The following is a 25,326-nucleotide window of genomic DNA, read 5'->3' on the forward strand; positions in this document are numbered from 1 at the left end:
TTATATCTGACACCTAAGATATAGGTGTTTTTTTTATTACATAAATATAGTATAATAAAGGTGAAAGAGGTGATAAAATGAAAATACTTCATACTTCAGATTGGCATCTTGGAAAAAAATTAGAGAGTGTCAAAAGAATAGAAGAACAAAAAAAATTTATAGATACATTAGAAAATATAGTTGAAAATGAAAATCCACAAATTATTTTAGTGGCTGGAGATATATTTGATAATCCTAATCCATCATCAGAAGCAGAGGGATTATTTTTTGATGCAATGAAAAAAATATCAAATTTTGGGAAAAGAGCTATAATAATAATTCCTGGAAATCATGATGGAGCTGAAAGGTTGGCTGCTTCTAAAAATTTAGCTAGAGAATTTGGAATTATAATATATGAAAAGCCTTTTGAAATTAAAGAGGTTGGAAAGTATGGAGAATTTCAAGTAGTTAAATCTTTTGAGGGAGGAATTTTATTAAATATTGACAATGAAGAAATATATATTTATTCTCTTCCTTATACTAATGAAAGTGTAATTGATGAAGAGTATTTGAATATAGAAACTTTTAAATATAAAAAAAATCCTGATGAAATATCTTTAGAAAATGTAGAGTATTCTAAAAAAGTTGGAGCTATTTTAAAAAAAGGAGTGGATTTTGTAGAAAATCTAAATATTCCTAAAATAATAATGTCACATTTATTTATAGCTGGAAGTAGTGGTGATGGAGATGAAAAACCTATTGAATTAGGAGGAAGTAAGGCTGTAAATTTAGGAGATTTACCAGAGGTTGATTATATTGCTTTAGGACATATTCATAAACCTATGAAATATACTACAAAGAGAGCTTGTTATTCAGGTTCTCCAATAGAATATAGGGTAACAGAAAATAAATATTTAAAGAAAGTATTTATGGTTGATGTAAAAGGAAAATTACAAACTGATATTCAAGAAATTCAATTAGAAAATTATAAGCCTATAAAAATTTATGAAGTTTCTAATATTGAAGAGGGGATAAATATTTCTCAGAAACTTATAGAAAAAAATCAATGGATATATTTAAAAATTCATACTGATAGATATCTTTCAAGTAAAGATATTAGGGAGATTAATAAAAATAAAAATGTAGTGGAGATTATTCCTATACTTAAAGGAAAAGAAAATGAAAATTCAGAAAATCTAAGTGTAGATTATAGTGAACTTAATATAAAAGATGCTTTTGTTGAATTCTATAAATCAGAAGATGGAATTGAACCAAGTAATGAGGTAGTAGATTTATTCTTAAAACTTTTGGAGGAAGATAGATAATGAAACCAATATTATTAGAAATAGAAGGATTACAAAGTTTTAGAGAAAAACAAGAGATAAATTTTGAGAAACTTGGAGAAGCTGGAATATTTGGAATATTTGGAGAAACAGGAAGTGGAAAGTCAACTATTCTTGATGGAATTATTTTAGCTCTTTATGGAGAAGTTCCTAAATCTTCAACTTTTGCTAATAATCAAGGAGGAATTAGAAATCTTTTAAATACTTCTTCTGATAAAATGGAAATTTATTTTAAATTTGCTTTAGGAGAAGATATATTTGAAATTTCTAGAAAATACTATCTTGGAAAAACTAAAGGGGAGTTAGATTTAAAAACTAAAGAGATAATCTTAAAAAAGAATGGAGAGATTATTGCAGAAAAAGCTAATGCCTTTAAAGAAAAAATAGGAGAAGAATTTGGTTTAGGATTAGAAGATTTCACAAGAACTGTAGTTTTACCTCAAGGACAATTTAGTGAGTTTTTAAAATTAAAAGGTGAAGGAAAAAGAAAACTTCTTGAAAGAATTTTTAATATGGAAAAGTATGGAAAAGCTCTGCAAGAAAAAGCTAATGAAGAAAAGAAGTTTTGGGCTAAAGAAATAGAAAAATATGAAAATCAAAAACTTGGGTTTGGAGAAACTTCAAAAGAGGAGATTGAAAACCTAGAAACTAAACAAAATCAAGAAAAAGAACTGTTAAAAGATAAAGAAAATGAAAAAGAAAATTTTCTAAAAGATTATAAAGAAAAAGAGGAGTTAAAAAATCTTTTAGAGAAAAGTAAAAATTTAAAAAATGAAAAGGCATTTCTTGATTTAAAAAAAGATGAAATAGAATTAGATAAAAAATCTTTAAAAAGAAGTCAAGAGGCTTATGAAATACTAGAACATATTGAAATTTTTGAAAATATAAAAAATAAAATAGAAATAAATAATAAAAAATTAGAAAAAATTTTAGATGAAAAAGCTCATTTTGAAGATAGAATAAAGAGTATAAATACAGATATAGAAAATGATTCTATAAAATTAGATAATATTATAAAAGAGAAAGAAAGTATTGATTATAATAAAGATGAAGAAATAAAACTAGGTAGAATAATATTTTCTAAACAAAATCTTGTTGAAAAAGAAAATGATAAACTTAATAAGTTAAAAGATTTAGAAATTATTGAAAAAGAGATTAAAAGTATTAATTTAGAGTTAGAAAATAACAAAAATAAAGCTTTAGAGATAGAGAAAGAAAAATTAGAAATTCCTAAAATAGATGAGAGTATTTTAGAAAAAATTTTAGATGAGAAAAAAGAATTTAAGAATATAATTGATAAATATAGAGAAAACTCTAAAAAGAAAGAAAATTACATTAAAGAAAAAGATGAGCTTTTAGAAAAAGAGTATTTAATTTCTACTAAGAAAAATCAAATAATTGAAAAAATAGAGAAGTTAGAAAAAATAAAAATAGAAAATATAGCTCTACAACTTGCTATTAATTTAAAAGAGGGAGAACCTTGCCCTGTATGTGGTTCTACTTCTCACCCACATTTAATTTTTGAAACTGATAATTATAATGGAGATATAAATAAAGACTTAAAAAATTTTAATAAAGAAAGAGAAGAGTATATAAATGAAGAGGGAAAAATAAAAGGAAAAATTGACACTATTACAAGAAATATAGAGGAATTAACTATTTATTTTAAAGAGAAATTAGTTGATGAAAATCTTGTATTAGAATTAGAAAATAAGATTCAAGAATTAGATAACATCTATTTAAAAGAAAAACAAAAAATTGATGAAATAAATAATAAAAAATTATCTATTGAAAAAGAGGAAATTTTAATCAATAATACTGTTAAAAATTTAGAAGATAAAAATTTAGAAAAAGAGAAAAATCTAAAAAAAATAAAAAATGAAATCGATAGTTTAGAGAAGAAAATAGAGGATATTAAAAATTCTATCTTTTTAGAGGGAGAGGTATATATAGATAATTCTATAGAAAATCTTGAGATTAGAAAAAAAATATTAGAAGAAAATGGAAAGAAAATAGACGATTTATTAAAAATAGAAAAAACTTTTGAAAAAAATATAACTTTTTTAAAAAGTAATCTTGAAAAATTAAAAAAAGAGTTTGATGAAGTTTTGTTAGATGAAAAGGCTATAACTACAGAAAATTCTATATTTAATAAAGATAAAATAGAGAAAGGAAATATAATAAATTCCCTCTCTGATAAATATAACTTTAAAAATAACGAGGAAGTTAAAGAAAGTTTTTTAGGAAAAGCTAAAGAAGAAAGTTTAAAAGAGGAGATTGAGGAGTATTCTAATAACTATCAAAGAATTATAACTCTTTTATTAGAAAATGAAACTCTTATAAAAGGAAGAGATTTAAGTGAAGAAGAATGGGAAAAATTAAAATTAAAAGGAAGTGAAATTGAGGCTACTTTAAATAATTTAATAGTATCTATATCATCACTAGAAAGAGATATAAAAGAAAAAAAATTATTGTTAGAACAATTAGAAAAAATAGGGAAAGAGATTTTTAAAGCTCAGAAAAATTTTGATATAGCTGAAGATTTATATAAAAAATTAAAATCTGGAGATTTTATAAAATTTTTAACTACAAAGAGATTGAAAACAATAGTAGCCAATGCTTCTGAAAGATTAAATAGAATAAGTAATGGAAGATATCAATTAGAGTCTGATAAAGAGTGTGATTTTTTTGTTGTAGATATATTTAATAATGGGGACAGAAGAAGGACAGGAACTTTATCAGGTGGTGAAACTTTCATAGTTTCTCTTTGTCTTGCACTTGCTCTTTCAAAACAATTACAACTTAAAGGCAGAGTTCCATTGGAATTTTTCTTTCTTGATGAAGGATTTGGAAGTCTTGACTCTAAACTTTTAGATAAAGTTATAGATTCTATTGAAAATATAAAAAATGAAGAAAAGCTTACAATAGGGGTTATTAGTCATTTAGAAGATTTGAAAGTAAGAATTATAAAAAGATTAGAGGTTGAAAAAGCAACTTCTGAAAGAGGTAGTAGAATAAAATTAATTTAAAAAAATATTACTAGAAAATTGTTTTTATGTTATAATATATCATAAATTAATCAAAAAAATGTAAAAAAATTATATTTTTTAGAAAGGTTGGTTTTATGGACGGAGATAAATTAAAATTTTTACAATTATTATCTAAATCTTTTCCAACAATTGCAGCTACTACAAGTGAGATAATAAATTTAAAAGCTATTTTAAATCTTCCTAAAGGGACAGAACATTTTTTAACAGATATTCATGGAGAATACAGAGCTTTTAATCATGTACTTAGAAATGGTTCAGGAGTTATAAAAGATAAAATAGATGATATTTATGGAGATACTTTAGAGGAAAATTTAAAAAAACAACTTGCAACAGTTATTTATTATCCAGAAGAAAAAATAAATCTTATTCAAAAACAAACTGCTGATATGAAAGGGTGGTATAAAATTACTATTCTTAGATTAATTGAAGTTTGTAGAATAGTAAGCTCAAAATATACTGACTCTAAAGTTAGAAAAGCATTACCAAAAGATTTTGCTTATATTATTCAAGAATTGATTCATGAAAAATATTCTGATGACAAAAAAGATTATGTAAGAAATATTATTGATACAATTATAGAACTTGATATTGCCAAGGAATTTATTGTGTCATTGTCTGGACTTATTCAAAGACTTACTATAGATGTTTTACATATTGTTGGGGATATTTATGACAGAGGACCTAAACCTCATCTTATAGTTGATAAACTTATGCAACATCACAATGTTGATATTCAATGGGGTAATCATGATATGCTTTGGATGACAGCAGCAGCGGGACATAAATGTGCTATAGCCAATGTTGTAAGAATTAGTAGTAGATATTCAAATACAGATATTTTAGAAGATGTTTATGGTATCAATATGTTACCACTAGCAAGATTTGCTATGTCAACTTATGCTGATGACCCATGTACAAACTTTTTACCAAAAGAATCAAAAGATTCAGATATTTCTTTAATGGCAAAAATCCATAAGGCTATTTCTATAATTCAATTTAAAATAGAAGGACAAACTATATTAAAAAATCCTAATTTTAATATGAATTCAAGACTTCTTTTAGATAAAATTGATTATAAACGTGGTATTTTAACAGTAGATGGAAAAGAATATCAATTAACAGATACTAATTTTCCTACAATAAATCCGAAAGACCCATATACTTTAACAGAAGAGGAAAATGAAATTCTTGAAAAGTTAAAACAAAGTTTTGTCCATAGTGAAAAATTACAAAAGCATACAAAGTTTCTTTTTTCTAAAGGAAGTATGTTTTTAAAATATAATTCAAATTTATTATTTCATGGTTGTATTCCTGTTGATAAAAATAAAGAATTTACCAAAATGGAGTTATTTGGAAAAATTTTTTCAGGAAAAGCTTATCTTGAGGAGCTAGATAGAATTTGTAGGGAAGGATATTTTAATAAAACTGACAGTCAAATGAAAGAAGCTTGTATGGATATGATGTGGTATCTATGGTGTGGTGAAAATTCTCCATTATTTGGAAAAGATGCTATGAAAACTTTTGAAAGATATTTTACAACAGATAAAGAACTACATAAAGAGAATAAAAATTATTACTATTCATTATATGAAGATAAAGAGTTTATTAATAAAATCTTTTTAGAATTTGGACTTGACCCAGAAAAATCTCATATAATAAATGGACATATGCCTGTAAAAGAAAAAAGAGGAGAAAGTCCAATAAAAGCTGATAAAAAATTAATTGTAATAGATGGTGGATTCTCAAAGGCTTATCAAAAGGAAACAGGACTTGCTGGTTATACTTTAATATATAACTCTTATGGTTTAAAACTTGTATCTCATCAACCTTTTGAAGATGTTAATACTGCCATTGCAAACTGTATAGATATTCATTCATCTACTAGAATTATTAAGAGAGTATTAGAAAGAAAAAAAGTTAAAGATACAGATATTGGAGAAAATATACAAAAACAAATTAATGATTTATATGAGTTATTAAATGCTTATAAAAGAGGTTATATAAAAACTAAGGAAGAAAAATAAAATAAAAGGAGTTACAAATTAATTTTTAATTTGTAACTCCTTTTTTAGCTCTTAAAAGCTTTTAAGGGTATATTTTGACTAAAAACGTAAATAAACACCTGGACCAATTGGTAAATCTAATAGATACCAAATTATCATTGCTATTACCAAAGTTATTAATATAGCTACAGAATATGGAATTGTTAAAGAGAAAACAGTTCCAAAACCTAATTTTTCTCCCTCTTTTAATTTTAACTTTCCTTCAGCCTCATAGTCAGCTAATAACCCTAAAACTACAGGAATAAGATTTTGTACAGGAGAAACAATATTAGTAGCTGAATCTCCTATTCTAAAAGCTAACTGAGCATAAGCAGGAGATATATTTAATAAGGCAAATGTTGGAACTACTATTTGAGATAATACTAACCATTTTGTAGAACCAGAAGTTAAAAATAAATTTAAGAATGAAGTCATTAATGTAACTATTAAAAGTAATATTAAAGGAGAAACATTTAATTCTTTAATAACATTAGAACAAGCAAAAGCTAAAATTTTTAAAGAATTTGATTTATTTAATAAATGTATAAAAATTGATGCAGGTAATAAAGTTACCATTAAAGGAATAGCTTGAGATAATCCTTTTTGTAGATATTTTGGAATATCTCTAGAAGATTTTATTTTTTTAGTACCTATTCCATATCCAATTCCTACAAATAAGAAAAGAAAAAATATAATCATTACTATTGAGGATAATAGAGGTGATTTTGGTAAAAATCCTCCATTAGAATTTCTAAAAAATGCATTTTGAGGTATTGTTAAAATTCCCATAATTATAACAAATATTATAAAACTATAAAAAGAATATTTTAACCCCCTTTCTTCATCTTCAGTTAATTTATATTCATTTAATTGAGAAGTAGAAAGTCCTTCATAATCTCCCTCAACTTTCACTATAACTTTTTCTGTAACAAAAGTTATTACAAAAGTTAATAGTAAAGTAGCAGCAGCCATAAAATAATAATTACATAAAGGATTTACTGTAATGTTATAACCTACAGAATGAGCTGCTTGTTCTGTGATACCAGCTAACAGAGCATCTGTTCCAGCAACAAAGAAATTTGCTGTAAATCCTCCAGAACAAGCTGCAAATCCAGCCATAATTCCTATTTTTGGATTTCTACCTAAAGCACTAAATAAAATTCCACCCATAGTTATAGCAAATATAGTTCCAGCATCAGACATAATATTTGCATTTACTGCCATAAAAATAAAAACAGCAGTTATTATATTTTTAGGAGTTTTTAATAAATATTTTCTCATTAAAACATTGAAAAAACCTATATTATCTACTACACCAATTGCCATCATCATTAAAACAACAATTTTTAATGATGGGAAATTAATAAATATAGTTGGTATACCACTTATCAAATCTCTTAAATTTTTATATGTTAAAAGATTATTAATATTAATAATATTTTCTGTTTGAGTTTTTATATCAAAATAACTAATACTTACACCAAATTTAGATAATATAAAAGATAAAAATAATGTTATTATTGAGAAAATCGTAAAAAGAATAAAGGGATGAGGTAATTTATTCCCTAAAGTTTCAACTAATTTTAAAAAATTAATTAAAAAACTTTTATTGTCTTTTTTCATAAATTTTCCCCTTTCAATAATTTTTATTTAAAGAATTCTAAAATAATTTTTGTTATAAACATAGATATAGCAGCATCTATTAAAGGAACTACTAATAAAATTTTATAATATTTTTTAGCAACTCCTGATACAAGAACTATTCTTGCATAGTGCCCTACTAAAGTTCCCATTAAAATTACAGCAGGATATAAAATAGTAGCTTGTTCTTGAGTAATAACTCCATTTTGAAATAACATTAATCCTGTAGCTGCCCCAGCTGCTTTAGCAAAGAAAGCGGCAATAATAACTAAGGCTGCTTCTCCAGGAAGACCAAAAACTTTCATAATTGGATTTAAACCTATAGCTATAATATCCATTAATCCAGTTGTTTGTAAAAATACTATTAAAGCATAAGCCAAAACCATAGCGGGAGCTATTTGTTCTAAAGCTATATTTAATCCCTTTTTAGCTCCTTTCATAAATATTTCTACTGAACTAGGAGAATTTTTTATATTATCCATAATTATTTCACCTCTTTATTTCTATTTTTATATATAATAAATCTAACTATATTTGCACCTATTATTTTCATTATAAATTGAATTAATATAATACCTCCTAAAGGAAGTAAAGAAATTGATAAAAGTGGACCTCCAGCTGATATACTATTTGTTACAACTCCAGAAGCAGCATATTGATAAGCAACAAATATGGCTCTTTCTTCATCATTAATATAATTTTGGTCATAAAGTTCTTTTGTCATAACAGCACCTATATCAGAAGATGTAAATGAACTAACAAATGCTAATCCAGTTACTCCAGGAATTCCCATTAATGGTTTTAATATAGGTTTAAAGAATTTTGCAGCAGCTTCAAGAGCTCCTAATTCTTGAGCTACAGCAATTAATCCAGAAGATAACATTAATGAAGGAACTAAAGTAAGGGCTACTAGAAATCCTTGTCTAGTTCCTCCACCACCTTTTCCTGTAAAATCAACATTTTCATAAATTTTTCCAAATTTTCCTAAAAGAAAACTAAAATCTAAAGCTTTTAAAGTTTCATGATTTTTTAATAAACCAGAAAACATAGCCATCAATATAAATAAAGATACCCAACCAGTTATTGCTCTTTTTCTTTCTGCAGTCATTTTTAAAACCTCCTAATTAGAAACTTTCAGGTAAAGTTAAAATACTTTTTACAATTAATTTTGCTCTTTCAACTAAAGAATTTATTACAGCTCTTTCTCTTAAACTATGATTTTCATATCCTTTAACACCCATTCCACAAATTGTAGGAATTCCTAGAGCAACACTATAAGCTGCATCAGAACCTCCACCTAAGTAGCAAGAATAAGGAGTTCCAAATCCTAATTCTTCAGAGATATTTTTTACATGTTCAAATAATTTATGATTTTTTTCATTTTCTTCCATTGGGTCAGAAAGAGAAAGTTGTTCAATAGTAGCTGTTGTTCCTGGTACAAAAGATGTTTCTGTCATTTCTTTTAAGAAAGCTTCTATTTTTTCTAAATCTTTTAATTTTCTAAATCTAACATTAACTGTTAATGTACACATTTCTGGAATAGTATTTCTACTAGTTCCACCTTCTACAACTCCTACATTATAGTGAATTCCATTATAATCATTTTCTTTTTCAATATTAATAGTTTTATATGCTCCTTCTCTTATAGCACTTATTCCTTTTTGTGGTTCATTTCCAGAGTGAGCAGCTCTTCCTTTTATTGTAATTTTGTAGTTTGTTGTTCCTTTTCTTCCTACTACTATTCTTCCATCAACAAATCCTGTTTCACAGTCCATAGCAGCTTTAAATCCTTTTAATTCATCTAGGAAGAATTTTTTTCCTTCTCCATTACTTAAACTATGTCCTACTTCTTCATCTCCAGAAAAAGCAAGCTTTACAACTTTATCATAACCTATATGATGTAAAGCTCTAGCTACAAGACTAGCTACTACTACTCCACCTTTACAATCTAAAACTCCTGGTCCATAAATTATTCCTTCTTTTTCATCAATTTTAACAATTTCTTCTCCAAATAATCCTTTCTTATGAACAGTATCAAGGTGCCCTAAAAGAGCCATTTCTAATTCAGTTGATTCTGTTGGATACCAAGCGGTTATACTATTTGCTCCTACTGAAAATTTATGAATTTTAGTAGTCATTCCAAATTTCTTTAAATTTTCATCTAAGAAAGCTATGGCATTATTTACTCCTTCAATATCTGCCGATTGACTTTCTTTTTTACATAAATCAATCCATAATTGTTTCATTTCACTTTCTTTTTCATCAATAAAATCAAAAGCCTTTTTTACATCGTATTTCATAAAATACCCCTCCTAAGTTTTTTATTTTATATTAATTATTTTAATTAGTATCATTTTTTGTTCAAAGAATAAATTATCATTTTCAAATTTTAAATTCATTCCTAATTTTATATTATTAATTGCAAAACCTTTCATTATGTTATAAAGAATGTTTTCATCATCAGAATAATTAGATAAAGATATCCAATCTTTAAAATTACGTTTCTGTTTCCAAAGTTGTATTTCAGGATTGATAAAATTACTATCTTTTAATAATTTTTTTAATGAATTTAAAGTAAAAAATTTATTATGAGAAAAATCTCTTATTTTATTAAGACTATCTTGTAATTCTGCTTCTTCTTTATTATCACTTGTTATAATATCTATTATTATTAATTCACCAAAATTTTTTAAAACTCTCTTTATTTCCTTTAGAACTACATTTGGATTATTAAAATGGTGCATTGAAAGTCTTGTTACAATAGTATCAAAAGTATTATCTTCATATTTTAGATTATGAGCATCTCCTACCAAATAATTTATATTATTTATTTCTTTCTTATTACATGTTTTTTTTATTTTTTCAATCATAAAAGGGCTTATATCTAAAGCATCAACTATTTCAGCATACTTAGATAATTCTAAAGCTATTACCCCTACACCGCAAGCTAAATCTAAAACTCTTTTATGATTATATGGATAACCAATATTAACAATTTTTCGAATTTCTGTTTTATTATTTATAAATTCAAACTTATTGTAATCTTCGGCTTGTTTATTAAATGATGATTTATTTTTTTCTAATGAAGTTTCAACTTTTTCAATATTTACACCTAAAGCATCAAATATTTTTTTCTCTGAGTCAAAACTTATTTTTGTCCCATTTTCATAACGATTTACAGTCTTAAAACTGACCCCTGATTTCTTAGCTAATTCAGTCTGAGTAAGTTTTTGTTCTTCTCTAATCTTTTTTATTATCTTATAATATGGAATATCCTTAAAAACTTCATTCATATTTTATCTCCTGTTTTTATTAGTTATAATGTTAAATTACTGTCATAAATTTTGTCAACAATATTTTTTAAAATAAGTTATTATAATATTTTATGATAATCTTAAGCAAATATAGTCCTATAACTGTCCTAATATTTTTTTACTAAAAATATATAAAAAATGAACCTTTTTATTGGAATTTATCCAAAAAATGGTTCATTTTTATATTTTTATTTTATTTCTTCTATTTTTCCCTCAAGATTTATAAAATCATTCCAAAAGTTTGGATAAGATTTATCTACACAGTTAGCTCCAGATAAAATAAGTTTTTCTTTACATTTTATAGAGGCGATTCCCAAGCTCATAGCTATTCTATGGTCATTCCAACATTCTACTTTTCCACCATTTAAAGATTTTTTTCCTCTTATAATAAGACCATCAGAAAGTTCTATAACTTCCCCACCGATTTTATTTAATTCTGTAGCAATAGCATTTAATCTATCACACTCTTTTATACGAAGCCTACCAGCATTTATTATTTTTGTTTCTCCTTCACTAAGAGCTGCTAAAACTGTAAGAATAGGAATAATATCAGGACAGTCATTGGCATCAATAATAGTCCCTTTTGTATTAGAAGAACTTGAAATAATTTTATTTTTTTCTATTTTTAAATTTACTCCCATTCTTTTTAAAATTTCTAAAATCTTTTTATCACCTTGAAGAGAATCTATATTTAAACCTTTAGAAATGACTTCTCTATCTGTCAAAGCTCCAGCAACTAACCAAAAAGCTCCTTGAGAAAAATCTCCCTCAACATCAGAATCTATATTTTTATATTTTTGATTTCCTTTTATAATATATCTTTTATGATTTTGATTTTCTATAGAAATTCCATATTTTTTTAATGAATCTAAAGTTAAATCTACATAACTTGCTGATTCTAAAGAAGAAGTAATCTCTATAACAGAATCATTTTCTATTAGGGGCAGAGCAAATAAAAGTCCTGAAACAAATTGAGAACTTACATTTCCAGGTAAAAAATATTTTCCACCTTTTAATTTTCCGTTTATTTTTAAAGGAAGATTTATTTTATCATTACAAGTTTCAAAATTTATATTGTCTTGTTTAAAAATTTCAAAATAAGGGTCTAATGGTCTTTCTTTTAATTTTCCTTCTCCATTAAAAATAATTTCTTCACTAGATAAAGCTCCTAAAGGAATTAGAAATCTTAAAGTTGAACCTGATTCATTACAATAAATATTTTTATTTTGAAGTTTAATTTTTCCATTTACACCCTCTATAAGAAAAGCTCTTCTATCTTTTATTTTTGAGGGAATCTCTTTTATAGTAGCTCCTAAATTTTTAAGTCCATTACAAGTAGCTTCAATATCTTTTGACATACTTATATTATCAACTATACTTTCTCCATCTCCTAAAGAAGCACAAATAATTTCTCTATGTCCTATACTTTTAGAAGAAGGGATAATAACCTCTCCACTTAAAGAGTTAGGAGTTATAATTATATCTTTCATAAACTCTCCATTAAATATATTTTTCTATATCATTAAAATCTATTTTCATTATTTTTCCATTTCCTATTTCAGAAAGGACTATAAGATTTATAGATTTTCCAAAATTCTTTTTATCTCTACCAATTGTATTTAAAGTTTTTTCTCTATTAATTTCACAATCTGTAGGTAATGAAAATTTTTCTAAAACTCTTTTTATTTTTTCAAAAGTTCCTTTTTCACTAATCCCTAAATTTTCCATAATTTCAGTAATTTTACACATACCAATAGACACAGCTTCTCCATGAGTAAAAGTTTCAAAATTATAGTTTTTTTCTATTGCATGACCTATTGTATGTCCAAAGTTAAGAATCATTCTTTCTCCTTTGTCAAATTCATCATTTTCCACGACTTTTTTCTTAACCATACAACAAGCTTCAATTATATTTTGAGATTTTTCTAAAGCCTCTTTTTCATCTTTCATATTTTTAAAAAGTGAGAATAAATTTTTATCTCTTATACAGCTACATTTTATGGCTTCTCCTAATCCATCACGAAAATATCTAAGTGGTAATGTTTTTAAAAGTTCTGTATCTATAAATACAGCTTTAGGTTGATAAAAACTTCCAACTAGATTTTTTCCCTCTTCTAAGTCTACAGCTACTTTTCCACCAATACTACTATCTATTTGAGCAAGCAGAGAGGTTGGAACTTGTATAAAATCAATTCCTCTTAAAAATGTAGCAGCTACAAAACCTCCTAAATCTCCTACAACTCCACCACCTAAAGTTATTATTAAATCTCCTCTAGTGATTTTTTCTTCTACAAGTTTTTTATAAATCTCACTAGCCATATTGAGATTTTTACTTTTTTCTCCTGGAGGAATAATAAAATAACTAACTAAAAAATTTTCTTTTTCCAAAACTTTTACTAATCTTTCAAGATAAAAAGAGGCTACATTTTCATCTGTTATTATAAAAATCTTGTTATATGAAAAATTCTCTTTTATTTTTTCTCCAATTTTTTCTAAAAGATTTTTATCTATTTCTATTTTATATGATTTTATTCCTAAATTTATATCTATAGTTTTCATACATACCTCTTTAATTAAACTGATATATCTCTAGCACCATTTTCTATATCTTTTAAGTAACCTTTTATTTTTTCTTTAAATTTTTCATCTTTAACTTTTTCAAGTTCTTTTAAAATAGTTTCATCTCCTATCTTTCTTAAATTTTCATCAGCATAATCTAATAAAAATTCTTTTAAAGTCATCATTGCATTGGCTTCACACATAACATTAATTTTTCCACTTTTTGCAATTTCCATAAATCTATCCCCTGTTCTTCCAGAACGATAACAAGCTGTACAATAACTTGGGATATATCCACTTTTCATTAAACTTTCTAACATTTCCATTGGAGACCTATGGTCACCAACTTCAAATTGTGCTGTGTTTTCATTATTTTCTAAATATCCTCCAACTCCTGTACAAGAACCAGCACTTACTTGTGAAATTCCTAATTCTATAACACTATCTCTAAATTTACTTTCTTCTCTTGTAGATAATATCATTCCTGTGTAAGGAACGGCTAATCTTAAAACAGCCACAATCTTTTTAAATTCATAGTCATTTACAAGATATGGATATTCTTCTAAAGTTACATTACTTGCTTCTCTAAGTCTTGGAACTGAAATTGTATGAGGACCAACTCCTGTAACTTTTTCTAATTCATTAGCATACATAATCATAGCTACAGTTTCATATTTATGGTCATAAAGTCCATAAAGAACTCCAATTCCTACATCATCTATTCCAGCTTTTCTAGCTCTAAACATAGCTGTAGTGTGGTAATAATAATTTTTCTTTGGTCCACTTAAATGCATTCTATCATAAGTTTTTTCATGGAAAGATTCTTGGAAAAGAGTATAAGTTCCAATTTCAGCTTCTTTTAATTTTTTATAATTTTCTATAGTTGTTGCTGCAATATTTATATTTATTCTTCTTATATTTCCATTTTCAAATTTTATAGAATAAATATCTTTTATACAATCTAAAATATAATCTATAGAACAATTAATTGGGTCTTCTCCAGCTTCTAAAACTATTCTTTTGTGTCCTAATTTTTCTAAAGCTTTTACCTCTTCAACTAATTCTTCTCTAGTAAGTTTTTTTCTTGTTAAATCTTCATTACAATGTTGGTATCCACAATATTTACAATTATTTACACAGTAGTTACTTACATAAAGAGGAGCAAACATAACTATTCTTTTTCCATAAATTCTTTCTTTAACCTCTTTGGCTATTTTAAACATTTTATTTAAAATTTCTTCATCATTTACAGATAGTAGAATAGCTGCTTCTTCTGGAGTAATCCCTTCACATAATCTAGCTTTTTCTAAAATTCTATTTATTTCTTCTTCATTGTTAGATTTTAATTTAGCATTTTCTAAAATTTTATTAATATTTTCCTCATTTAAAAAACTTATATCATATTTTTTTTCTATCATTTTTCTTCCTTCCTGTACCCTACTTTTAGTATTATTTTTTATATTTTTCTTTTAATTCTTCTAAAGTAATTTCTATTCCAAATTTTTCTAATAATTTTTTTCTTTCGAAATATAATTTTTCTAACATCTTTTCTTTTTCTCTAAAAATACCATAATGAATTTTTTTATGACAAGTAGGACAAAGACTTACAATATTTCCTATTACATCTAAACTATTTTCAAATTCATCTTGATAATTTAAAGGAATTAAATGGTGAGCTTCCATATATTGTTTTTTAGTAGTATCTGAAATAAAAGATTGATGATTATTATCAAATTCACAAAGAAAATTAGCCTTTTCTATTGCTCCTTTAGAAATGCTTGGGTCTCTAGGCCAAATTTTTTCATTTTCGGAAATTCTAGGAGTTAATTTTTTCTTTGGGGATATTTCCATTTCTTCTGAACTTGATTCTTGTACTTGAAAATTTAACTCATCTTCATTGGTTATAAAAAGTTTATCATCTAAAATATAACTTTCTATTATCTTTGAAAAATCATTTATATATAGCAAATGTTTTAATTCTAAATAGATATTTAGCATATTTATTAAATCATTTATTAAAACATTTTCATTGGGTAGAGTTTTTAAATCATATTCTACACCACAAATATGTCCAAGTTCATATCCTTTAGCTAGATTTCCTTCTCCTAAAGATATTTCTTCTAAATCTTTATAACTTCTATCTTTTAATATTAATAATTTTCTTTTTAATTTATCTGAAACTTTTTTTATATTTTCACTACCTTTTTTCTTACCAAATTCTTTTTTATAAAAAGTCCAACCTTGATTAAGAGAAAGATAGACCTTATTTATTTTTTCATCAAAAAGATAAACTAAATAATATCCTTCTTGAGCTGATTGAGTTATATCTTTATCAAAAATGGCTATCCAAGGAACTGCTGCCCAACCACCTTGACCACAAGAACCATCTACTTTATATTTTTTTATATCTAAATTAATTTTATTTTTTATTAATTCAGGAATATCTTTTCTTATAAAATATCCTAAAGAATTTTTAGCAAAATTTTTTTCTTTTTCATTAAGATATTCATTAGAAATTTTTATAAAACATTCTCTTAAATTCTCCATAATTTTTCCTCTAAAATTAATTATTTTTTACTGATTTTTTCAAAAGCCTTTCTTGCAACTTTTAAAGTTTTTTCTATATCTTCCTCAGTTAAAGCTAAAGAAATAAAATGTGCTTCAAATTGAGATGGAGGAATAACAATTCCATTGTCTAACATCTCATTAAAGTATATAGCAAAATTTTCTGTATTTGATGAAAGAGCATCTTCTAAATTATTAACTTCTTTCCTATCTGTGAAGAATATTGTATAAAGAGAACCTAATCTATTAATACAAACAGGCACATTATATTCCATAGCAATTTTTTCTAATTCAGTTGTAATATATTTTGTTTTTTCTTCTAAAGTTTTATAAATAGTTTCTCTATTTTCATATAAATATCCTATTGTTTCAAGTCCAGCCCTTACAGATATAGGATTTCCTGATAAAGTTCCAGCATGATAAACTCTACCAATAGGAGCAACTAAATCCATTATCTTTTTTTTTCCACCAAAAGCTCCCACAGGATATCCACCACCAATTATTTTTCCAAGAGTTGTCATATCAGGAGTTATTCCAAAATATTCTTGGGCTCCTCCAAGAGATAATCTAAAACCAGAAATAACTTCATCAAAAATTAAAACTGTTTTAGTCTTTGTACAAATCTCTCTTACAAATTTTAAAAATTCTACATCAGGAGTTATTACGCCCATATTAGCTGGAACAGGTTCCATTATTAAACAAGCTACATCTTCTTTTTCTAATATCTCTTGAATTTTTTCTCTATTACCAAAAGGAACTGTTAAAGTATCTTGTAAAACTCCAGCAGTAATTCCATTACTATCCTGATAACCATCTGTTAAAAGTCCAGACCCAGATTTTACTAAAAGAGCATCAGAATGTCCATGATAACAACCTTCAAATTTTAAAATTTTGTTTCTCATTGTATAGGCTCTAGCAAGTCTAACAGCTGACATTGTAGCCTCTGTTCCAGAAGTTGTAAGTCTAACTTTTTCTATTGATGGACAAGATTTTGTTATTAATTTTGCAAGTTCTACTTCTAATTTTGTAGGTAATCCATAAGAACTTCCATTTTCAATCTCATCTCTCACACCAGCAATAACTCTTTCAAAATTATGTCCAAGTATCATTGGACCCCAAGAACAAATATAGTCTATATATTTATTTCCATCTTCATCCCAAAGTTTTGAACCTTTAGCTTTTTTTACAAAGATAGGAGCCTCTCTATTTACAGATTTAAAAGCTCTAACAGGACTGTTAACTCCTCCAGGAATAAATTTTATTGCTTCATCATATATATTTTTAGAATTTTGATAACTCATTTTTATATCTCCTTTCATACTTTACAAAGATATTATATCACAATTGGATTAATTATTTTCATATTTCTAAATTTTTTATAATTTTATTTAACAATTTTTACTTTTTTATCAGTCTAAAAAATCGAATTAAAATTTTATGGAGGTATATTATGTTTTCAATAGATTACAAAGTTATTGTATCAGATATAAATTACGGAGGTCATATGGGAAATGAAAGAGCTTTAATTATTTTCCAACAGGCTAGAATGGAATTTTTAAATTCTCTAGGATATGATGAAGTAAATATTGGAGAAGATAAAGGAATTATTCAATTAGAATCTCATGTATATTATTTAAAAGAGGTAAAACTTGGAGAAAATTTAAAATGTTTTATAAAAGATATAGAATGTACCAGAGCTTCTTTTGATACTTTTTATGAAGTTGTAAATGAAAAAAATGAAATTGTTTTAAAAGGTTCTACTAAAAATATGGCTTTTGATTATAATAAACAAAAACCTGGAAGAATGCCAAAAGAATTTGTAGAAGCACTAGATAATTATAAAAAATCAGTGACTTTATAATGCCATATGAGAGGTATAGAATTTTTTTAAAAATGAGAGGTGAATTAACTTGGAAACTAATGCTATTATTTCAATTTTAAAATCAGAAATTAGAAAAAAAGTTATTGGTCAAGAAAATATGATAGATAAAATTCTTATTGGAATTTTAACAGAAAGTCATATTTTATTAGAGGGATTTCCTGGACTTGCAAAATCTTTAACAGTAAATACTATTGCAGAAACTTTAGGATTAAAATTTTCTAGAATACAATTTACACCAGATTTATTACCAAGTGATATAATTGGTACTGAAATTTATAATGAGAAAACTGGAGAATTTTATACTAAAAAAGGTCCACTTTTTGCAAATATTGTGTTAGCTGATGAAATAAATAGAGCTCCAGCTAAAGTACAAGCTGCCCTTTTAGAGGCTATGCAAGAAAAACAAGTAACTATAGCCAATGAAACTTTTTTACTTGAAAAACCTTTTATAGTTCTAGCTACTCAAAACCCGATAGAACAAAATGGAACTTATCCATTGCCAGAGGCTCAACAAGACAGATTTTTAATGAAAGTAAAAGTTGAATATCCTACAAAAGCTGAAGAAATGGAATTTTTAAATCTTATCACTGGTGAAAATGATTTTGATGAGATTGAAATTAAAAAAATTCTTGATAAAGATGGTTTAACTTCTTTAAAAAATCAAGTTAAAAAAGTTTATATTGATGATAAATTAAAAGAGTATATTTTAAACATTGTATTTAAAACAAGAGAAAAATCTCAATTTATATCTTGTGGAGCTTCTCCAAGAGCAAGTATAGCTTTAGTAAAAGCTTCAAAAGCTAATGCTTTCTTAGAGGGAAGAGATTTTGTAATGCCAGAAGATATTAAAAAAGTTATATATGATGTGCTACGTCATAGAATAATTTTATCTTATGAAGCTCTTGCTTCTGAAAAAAATGTTGATGAAATAATTATGGAAATTATAGAATCTGTAGAATTACCATAGAAAGAGGTAATTATGACAAAAGAAGAGTTATTAAAAAAAATTAAAAAAATAGATTTGAATATATCTTCAAAGGCTGATGAATTTTTTGTAGGAAATTATCGTTCTATATTTAAAGGAAATGGAATGGAATTTTCTGATATAAGAAAATATGAAATCGGTGATGACGTCAAAAGAATTGACTGGAAAACAAGTGCTAGACAGAGAAAAACATATATAAAAGAATATGAGGAAGAGAGAGAACTTTCCATATTTCTTTTGGTAGATGTATCTCTTTCAAATAATTTTAAAATGAAAGAGGATTTAATAACACAGATTGCTGGAAGTATAAGTTATAGTGCCACTAAAAATAGTGATAATGTAAGTTTAATATTATTTACTGATAAAATAGAAAAATTTATTTCTCCACAAAAGGGAAAAAATCACTCTCTTAAAATTATAGAAGCTCTGCTAGATACAAAACCTTTAGGAAGGGGAACAGATATAAAAAATGTTTTAAACTTTTTTAATAAAATCCAGAAAAGACATTCTGTTGTATTTTTAATATCAGACTTTTTAGATAGTGGTTATGAAGAAACTTTAAAGCTTATACAACAAAAACATACAGTTATTCCTATAAGGATAATTGATAGAAAATTCCAATCTCTTCCAAAGGGATTTTTATTTAATTTACTAGATTCTGAAAGTGGAGAAACTGTTGTTGTAGGAAATTTAAAAGAGGATATAAATTTTCAAGAGGAAAAAATTTCAAATGTATTAGATATTTATACTGATGAAGATTATGTAAAATCTCTTATGAAATTTTTTAGAAGGAGGAGTTTATGAGTGATATTTATATAGGTGATAAAGTTAACCTAAATATACAAGGTACTTCTAAAGAAAATATTCTTTCCTCATTTAAAGATTATCATATTGATGGAATTGATAAAAATAATACGATAACTTTCAGAAGTTTTAAAGTTGGAGATAATGTAATTGATATTGGAAATAATCAAATAAATTTGAAAGTTGCTTCATCAATTACAAAAGAAGATAAAAATATCTATATGAATTTAACAGATGAAAGTAATAAAATTGTAAATTCTGGAGAATTTCCTTTTATAACTCTTTTGGGAGTTATAATGTTTCTTACAAGTATAAGTTATTTTATTATAAATTTTAGTAAAAAGAAAAAAATTGAAAAGATTATTCCTATTGATGAAAAATGTAAAAATATTTTAGAAAATCTTTCTGATGAAAATTTTCATTTTGAAATCAGTATGGCCTTGAGAGAATATATAGATTATGTATGTAAAAGTAATTTTTTAGCAGGAGTTTATAAAGAAAATTCTATAATTACAAAAGATGATATTGATTTTTTAAAAAATCTTGACTATTATAAATTTTCTCAAAATAAAATAAATGATAAAAATAATTATAAAATAAAAGCTTTTAAAATTTTTAATAAGTTAAAAGGAGGGGAAAATAATGTTTAAGTTTCAAGACCCTTATTTCTTTCTCCTTATTCCTATAATATTATTTTTATTTTTTAAAAAAGAGAGAAAAAAATCTATAACTGTTCCTAGTATTTCAAAAATAAAAAAATATTCATTAAAAAATAAAAGATACTTTATAGGAAAATATTTTATTTTAATTTCAGCTATCCTTATGACAATAGGACTTGCAAGACCTCAAAGAGTAACTGACCATAAAATAAAAAAAGATGGAATAGATATTGTAGTTGCTCTTGATTTATCTAGGTCAATGTTACAAGAGGATTTTTCTCCTAACAGACTTGAAAAGTCAAAGGAACTTTTATCAAAATTTATTGGAAAAAGAACAAATGATAGGATAGGACTTATTATTTTTGGTGGAGATGCTTACACAAAAATTCCTCTTACTTTTGATAATTCAATGGTAAGAGAAACTGTTGAAAAAATAAAAGTTAGTGATATTACAAGTAATAGTCAAACAGCCATTGGAATGGGAATTGGTGTATCTTTAAATAGACTTAAAGATTCTACTTCAAAATCAAAAGTTGTAATTCTTATGACTGATGGAGAAAATAACTCTGGAGAATTATCTCCTATTGAGGCTACAAAACTTGCAAAAAAACTTGGAATCAAAATATATACTATTGGTATAGGAGCTTACGAAAGGGAAGTTCCTTGGTTTGGTGGAATGACAAAAGTTAGAAATAGAGAGCTTGATGAAAATCTTTTGAAAACTATAGCTAAAGAAACTGGTGGAGAATATTTTAGAGCCAGTGATGAAAAATCTTTTAATGAGATTTTTGAAAAAATAAATTCTTTGGAAAAAACAGAGCTTGAAAAAGATGAGTTTTTCCAAAAAGAAGAATTATATATGGGATTTGTAAAAGCAAGCTTACTATTTTTAATTATTGGAATTTTCTTTGAATTTCTATTATTTATAAGATTACCATAGGGGAAGGATACAATGAAATTTGGAAATTTAGAAAACTTAATTTATTTTATTTTTCCCATTTTTATGATGGTTATCTTAATAATGGGATTGAAAAAGAAAAATAGAGGTTTAAAACTTTTAAATCTCTCAAATAATAAAAAAATTTCTTATTTAAAAATATTTTTTATAAGTATTGGGACTGTTCTTGTTTGTATCTCTCTACTTTCTCCTGAAAAATTTTTAGAAGAGCAAAATGTAGAGAGAAAGGGAAATAGTATCTATGTACTTATTGATACTTCGCGTTCTATGCTTACAAAAGATGTTTATCCAAATAGAATTGAGGGAGCTAAAAGAGTTACTAAGGAGATTATAAAAAATCTTAAAGGAGATAAGATAGGAATTATTCCTTTTTCTGATAGTGCTTATATTCAAATGCCTCTAACTGATGACTATACAATAGCAGAAAATTATATAAATGTTATTGATACAAATCTTATTACAGGTGGTGGAACAAATATTTATGAGGGACTTGTTATAGCTAATAATTCTTTTAATGAGATAGAAAGCGATAATAAAATTGTTCTTGTAATTTCTGATGGTGGAGATTATGATAAAAAAGTTTTAGATTTTATAAAAGATAATAAAATTGTAGTCTATACTGTTGGGATTGGAACTTCTAAAGGAGCTGTTATTCCTGATAATCAAACTACTGGTTTTATAAAAGATGAAAAAGGAAATGTGGTTGTAAGTCAATTAAATTCTGATTTTTTAAAAGAGATGTCTAATAGTTCTAAAGGAAAATATTATGAGGTAAACAATCTTCAAAATAATACTTTAGAGTTTTTAACAGAGATAAATTCTTTAGAAAAGAATAATATAAAAAATGAAAAATTAGCAATTTATAAAAAATATTATCAAATTTTCTTGGGATTTGGATTGATTTTTATTTTGTTAGGTTATTTTTTAAAGGGGAGGGTAAGTTATGAAAAATAAAAAATATTTATTTATAGCAATTTTTATAACCTCTCTTCTTTTTATAATATTTTCATATAAAGATATGATGATTTATTATTATGTAAAAATGGGAAATAAAAATTACTATTCTAAAAATTATGATAAGGCTAGAGAGTATTACGAAAAAGCTCTTAATATAAAAGATGATTATGGGATAAGAATAAACCTTATAATCAATGATTATGAAGCTAAAGAGTATGAAAAAGTTTTGAAAAATCCTGTAAACGCTGGATTTCTAAAAGGAAATTCAATAGTAAAGCTTTCTGAAAATAAAGAAAAAAATAATTCTAATGAAACTTCAAAAGAAAATAATTTAGAAAAATCTTTAGAATATTATAAGTCAGCTATGATTGAAAATAGTGATATGAATATTAAAAAGAATTATGAAATAGTTTTAAAAAAATTAGAAAATAATCAACAAAATCAAAATAACCAAGATAAAAATCAGGATAAACAAGATAAACAAAATAATAAACAAGATGATAAGAATAAAAAAGATAATCAACAACAAAATAATCAGGATAAAAACAATCAAAATAATAGTCAGCAAAATCAATCTAATAATAATGACAAACAAAATCAGAATAATAACCAAGATAAACAAGAGCAAGATCAAAATAATAATCAACAAAATCAAGAGAATAATCAGCAACAAGATAAAAATCAAAATAATGATAATCAACAAAATAATCAAGATAGTCAAAATTCTCAAAATCAAGATAAACAAAATGATAATCAAAATAATAAACAACAGCAAAATACAACTAATTCACAGACACAATCTTTTACAGATATAGAAAAAGCAAGAGATAAAAAAGAATTAGAAATGGTATTAAAGAAATTAGAGGGAAATGAAAAACAATCTTTTAAAAATAATGAAAGACTAATAGGAGTTGGTAAAAATGATACTAAAAATAGATGGTAAATTTTTTAAAATGTTTTCATTTTTTTTCTTATTGACAATTATAAATATTATAACTTTTGGAGCTACACTTACAGTGGACAATCCAAATGCTAGAGTTGGAGTTCCTATAAAAATAACAGTAGAATTTACAGATGAAAAAAGAGATGATTATAAAATAGAGGGAATTGAAAACTTCCAAAGTATGGGAAAAAGCAGTCGTAGTCAATCTAGTTGGATAAATGGAAAATCTAGTAAATCTTATTCAGAAATTTATACTGTATTACCTTTAAATGAGGGAGTTTTTGATTTAGCTCTTAATATTAATGGAAAAAAAGTATCTGATAAAGTAACTGTCAATGTTTCTAAAAATAATAAAATAAATACAGAAAATAGTTATGTTACTACAGATAATTCTCAATATAAAAGAGAATATTATATGGGAGAAAAAATTCCTTATTTTGAAAAATTAATTGTTAGAACTTCATTAAATAATTATGGGTATACAGGACAACCTGTATTTACAGATTTTAATTTTAAAGATTTAACACCTCGAAACAATCAAGGAAGTCCAATAGTAAAGAGAATAAATACTCCTTCTGGGGAAGCTTTAGAAGTCCTTATTAAAGAGGGAGTTTTAGAAGCAAACTTTTCAGGAGAAAAAAATATTGTTTCAGGACTTATCTCTTATACAGAAGCAAAAGAGAGTGATTTCTTTAATATTTCTACATCTGAACCAAAATATGTTGGAGGAAAAGATATATCTATAAAGATAAACTCTTTACCAGAAGAGGGAAAACCTAATAATTTTCAAAATATTGTTGGAAGCAGTTTAAAAGGTGAAGCTAATTGGGATAATAAAACTTCTATTGATGTGGGACAATCATTTGTATTAAGATTAAGACTTTATGGAGATGTAAACTTAGAATCTTTAAATACTATTTCATTTGATAATCAAGATTTTAATATTTATCAATCTATTACAAATTATAGTGAAAAAATTATAAATGGAAAGTATGAAGCTAGTAAAGATTTTGAAATAGCATTTATTCCTAGAAAAAATGGAAAACTTAAAATACCAGATATAAAAATCTCATATTTTGACGTAAATGAAAAAAAATATAAAGATTTAGTTATAGAGGGAAAAAATATAGAAGTTTTAGGAGAACCTGTTTCTACTGTTTCCTCTCCAAAAACTCCAGTAGTTGATAATACTAATTTTACACCTACACCAGTAGAAAAAAATATAATAGAAATTACAACAGTTCCTACAAATGATACAAAAGCTAATAATAATCTATTAGTTATCATTGGAGTTTTAGGAGTTATAGTTATTATTGAAAGTGGAATAATTATAAAACTTTTATATGATAAAAAAAGAAAAGATAAAAACTATAAAAGTTTCTTTAAAAATATGAAAAATTCTAAAGATGATAAAGAATTTTATGAAAATTATTGTGCTTATATGAAAGAAAAATATAATTTTAGTCCTAAAGCTCATTTTGAAGATATACTTTTAAAGAATGGAGCTAACGAAGAAATTTTAGAGATAAATAGATATATTAGCAAATCTTTATTTAAAAATGAAAAACTAGATTATAATAAAATTATTAACGTTTTAAGAAAAAATGGTTAAGAGTTATTTTTAACTATTGTATTAATATTTAAA

21 protein-coding genes are annotated in these 25,326 nt (G+C 25.2%); 11 read left to right on the top strand and 10 right to left on the bottom strand.

The genetic code is table 11. The annotated features are described in order from the left end of the window. Nucleotides 1-77 precede the first annotated feature (77 nt). From T364_RS0107230 to T364_RS0107240, 3 genes are all read left to right on the top strand, one after another. Entirely contained in the window at nt 78-1,304 is a 1,227-nt protein-coding gene (locus T364_RS0107230) for a metallophosphoesterase family protein (protein WP_027128977.1), read from the top strand. Beyond that, nucleotides 1,304-4,351 carry an AAA family ATPase gene (locus T364_RS0107235; protein WP_027128978.1) on the top strand — a complete coding sequence of 1,016 codons (3,048 nt, stop codon included), beginning with the start codon at nt 1,304-1,306 and terminating at the stop codon, nt 4,349-4,351. The genes T364_RS0107230 and T364_RS0107235 overlap by 1 nt, the downstream gene beginning before the upstream one ends. A 95-nt stretch (nt 4,352-4,446) precedes the next feature. After that, complete coding sequence (locus T364_RS0107240; RefSeq protein ID WP_027128979.1) at nt 4,447-6,396, top strand: fructose-bisphosphatase class III; 1,950 nt, start codon at nt 4,447-4,449, stop codon at nt 6,394-6,396. A gap of 78 nt (nt 6,397-6,474) precedes the next feature. On the opposite strand, the gene T364_RS0107245 is transcribed toward T364_RS0107240, so the two are convergent. The 10 genes from T364_RS0107245 to hemL all read right to left on the bottom strand — a co-directional run bounded on the left by T364_RS0107245 (nt 6,475) and on the right by hemL (nt 17,794). After that, on the bottom strand, nt 6,475-8,037 hold the full coding sequence (locus T364_RS0107245; protein ID WP_051532687.1) for an AbgT family transporter: 1,563 nt from the start codon (nt 8,035-8,037) through the stop codon (nt 6,475-6,477). Between the two features lie 23 nt (nt 8,038-8,060). Beyond that, on the bottom strand, nt 8,061-8,537 hold the full coding sequence (locus tag T364_RS0107250) for a nucleoside recognition domain-containing protein (protein WP_027128981.1): 477 nt from the start codon (nt 8,535-8,537) through the stop codon (nt 8,061-8,063). 2 nt (nt 8,538-8,539) lie between these two features. Then, nucleotides 8,540-9,163: a nucleoside recognition domain-containing protein gene (locus T364_RS0107255; protein ID WP_027128982.1), complete on the bottom strand. Its 624-nt coding sequence runs from the start codon at nt 9,161-9,163 to the stop codon at nt 8,540-8,542. 16 nt (nt 9,164-9,179) lie between these two features. Further along, nucleotides 9,180-10,355, bottom strand: a complete 1,176-nt coding sequence (locus T364_RS0107260; RefSeq protein WP_027128983.1) for a M20/M25/M40 family metallo-hydrolase — start codon at nt 10,353-10,355, stop codon at nt 9,180-9,182. Nucleotides 10,356-10,376: 21 nt separating this feature from the next. Then, nucleotides 10,377-11,348: a type II toxin-antitoxin system RelB family anti-toxin gene (locus T364_RS10695; protein WP_035945553.1), complete on the bottom strand. Its 972-nt coding sequence runs from the start codon at nt 11,346-11,348 to the stop codon at nt 10,377-10,379. A 209-nt stretch (nt 11,349-11,557) separates the two neighbouring features. Beyond that, on the bottom strand, nt 11,558-12,859 hold the full coding sequence (gene aroA / locus T364_RS0107270) for a 3-phosphoshikimate 1-carboxyvinyltransferase (RefSeq protein ID WP_027128984.1): 1,302 nt from the start codon (nt 12,857-12,859) through the stop codon (nt 11,558-11,560). Nucleotides 12,860-12,869: 10 nt separating this feature from the next. After that, complete coding sequence (gene aroB / locus T364_RS0107275) at nt 12,870-13,928, bottom strand: 3-dehydroquinate synthase (RefSeq protein ID WP_027128985.1); 1,059 nt, start codon at nt 13,926-13,928, stop codon at nt 12,870-12,872. A gap of 14 nt (nt 13,929-13,942) precedes the next feature. Next, entirely contained in the window at nt 13,943-15,346 is a 1,404-nt protein-coding gene (gene hydG / locus T364_RS0107280) for a [FeFe] hydrogenase H-cluster radical SAM maturase HydG (protein WP_027128986.1), read from the bottom strand. Nucleotides 15,347-15,377: 31 nt separating this feature from the next. Beyond that, on the bottom strand, nt 15,378-16,475 hold the full coding sequence (locus T364_RS0107285; RefSeq protein ID WP_051532688.1) for an MrcB family domain-containing protein: 1,098 nt from the start codon (nt 16,473-16,475) through the stop codon (nt 15,378-15,380). Nucleotides 16,476-16,495: 20 nt separating this feature from the next. After that, complete coding sequence (gene hemL, locus T364_RS0107290; RefSeq protein WP_027128988.1) at nt 16,496-17,794, bottom strand: glutamate-1-semialdehyde 2,1-aminomutase; 1,299 nt, start codon at nt 17,792-17,794, stop codon at nt 16,496-16,498. 149 nt (nt 17,795-17,943) lie between these two features. On the opposite strand from hemL, the gene T364_RS0107295 reads away from it, so the two are divergent. From T364_RS0107295 to T364_RS10705, 8 genes are read left to right on the top strand one after another with little or no spacing between them, the layout of a single operon-like run. Further along, nucleotides 17,944-18,354, top strand: a complete 411-nt coding sequence (locus tag T364_RS0107295; protein ID WP_027128989.1) for an acyl-CoA thioesterase — start codon at nt 17,944-17,946, stop codon at nt 18,352-18,354. Nucleotides 18,355-18,403: 49 nt separating this feature from the next. Beyond that, a complete protein-coding gene (locus T364_RS0107300; protein WP_245596659.1) occupies nt 18,404-19,342 on the top strand; it encodes an AAA family ATPase in 939 nt (312 codons plus the stop codon). A gap of 12 nt (nt 19,343-19,354) precedes the next feature. Beyond that, the gene (locus tag T364_RS0107305; protein WP_027128991.1) at nt 19,355-20,164 is read left to right on the top strand and encodes a DUF58 domain-containing protein; all 810 of its coding nucleotides are present in this window, start codon (nt 19,355-19,357) and stop codon (nt 20,162-20,164) included. Further along, on the top strand, nt 20,161-20,814 hold the full coding sequence (locus T364_RS10700) for a hypothetical protein (protein ID WP_051532689.1): 654 nt from the start codon (nt 20,161-20,163) through the stop codon (nt 20,812-20,814). The genes T364_RS0107305 and T364_RS10700 overlap by 4 nt, the downstream gene beginning before the upstream one ends. Further along, nucleotides 20,807-21,763, top strand: coding sequence for a vWA domain-containing protein (locus T364_RS0107315; protein WP_027128992.1), 957 nt, complete (start codon nt 20,807-20,809; stop codon nt 21,761-21,763). Before T364_RS10700 ends, T364_RS0107315 begins: the two co-directional genes overlap by 8 nt. A gap of 12 nt (nt 21,764-21,775) precedes the next feature. Continuing rightward, nucleotides 21,776-22,735, top strand: coding sequence for a vWA domain-containing protein (locus T364_RS0107320; RefSeq protein WP_027128993.1), 960 nt, complete (start codon nt 21,776-21,778; stop codon nt 22,733-22,735). Further along, entirely contained in the window at nt 22,725-23,681 is a 957-nt protein-coding gene (locus T364_RS0107325) for a hypothetical protein (protein ID WP_027128994.1), read from the top strand. Before T364_RS0107320 ends, T364_RS0107325 begins: the two co-directional genes overlap by 11 nt. After that, a complete protein-coding gene (locus T364_RS10705; RefSeq protein ID WP_051532690.1) occupies nt 23,659-25,293 on the top strand; it encodes a BatD family protein in 1,635 nt (544 codons plus the stop codon). Before T364_RS0107325 ends, T364_RS10705 begins: the two co-directional genes overlap by 23 nt. Nucleotides 25,294-25,326 lie beyond the last annotated feature (33 nt).

It is taken from the genome of Fusobacterium perfoetens ATCC 29250 (assembly GCF_000622245.1).
Taxonomy (GTDB): domain Bacteria; phylum Fusobacteriota; class Fusobacteriia; order Fusobacteriales; family Fusobacteriaceae; genus Fusobacterium_B; species Fusobacterium_B perfoetens.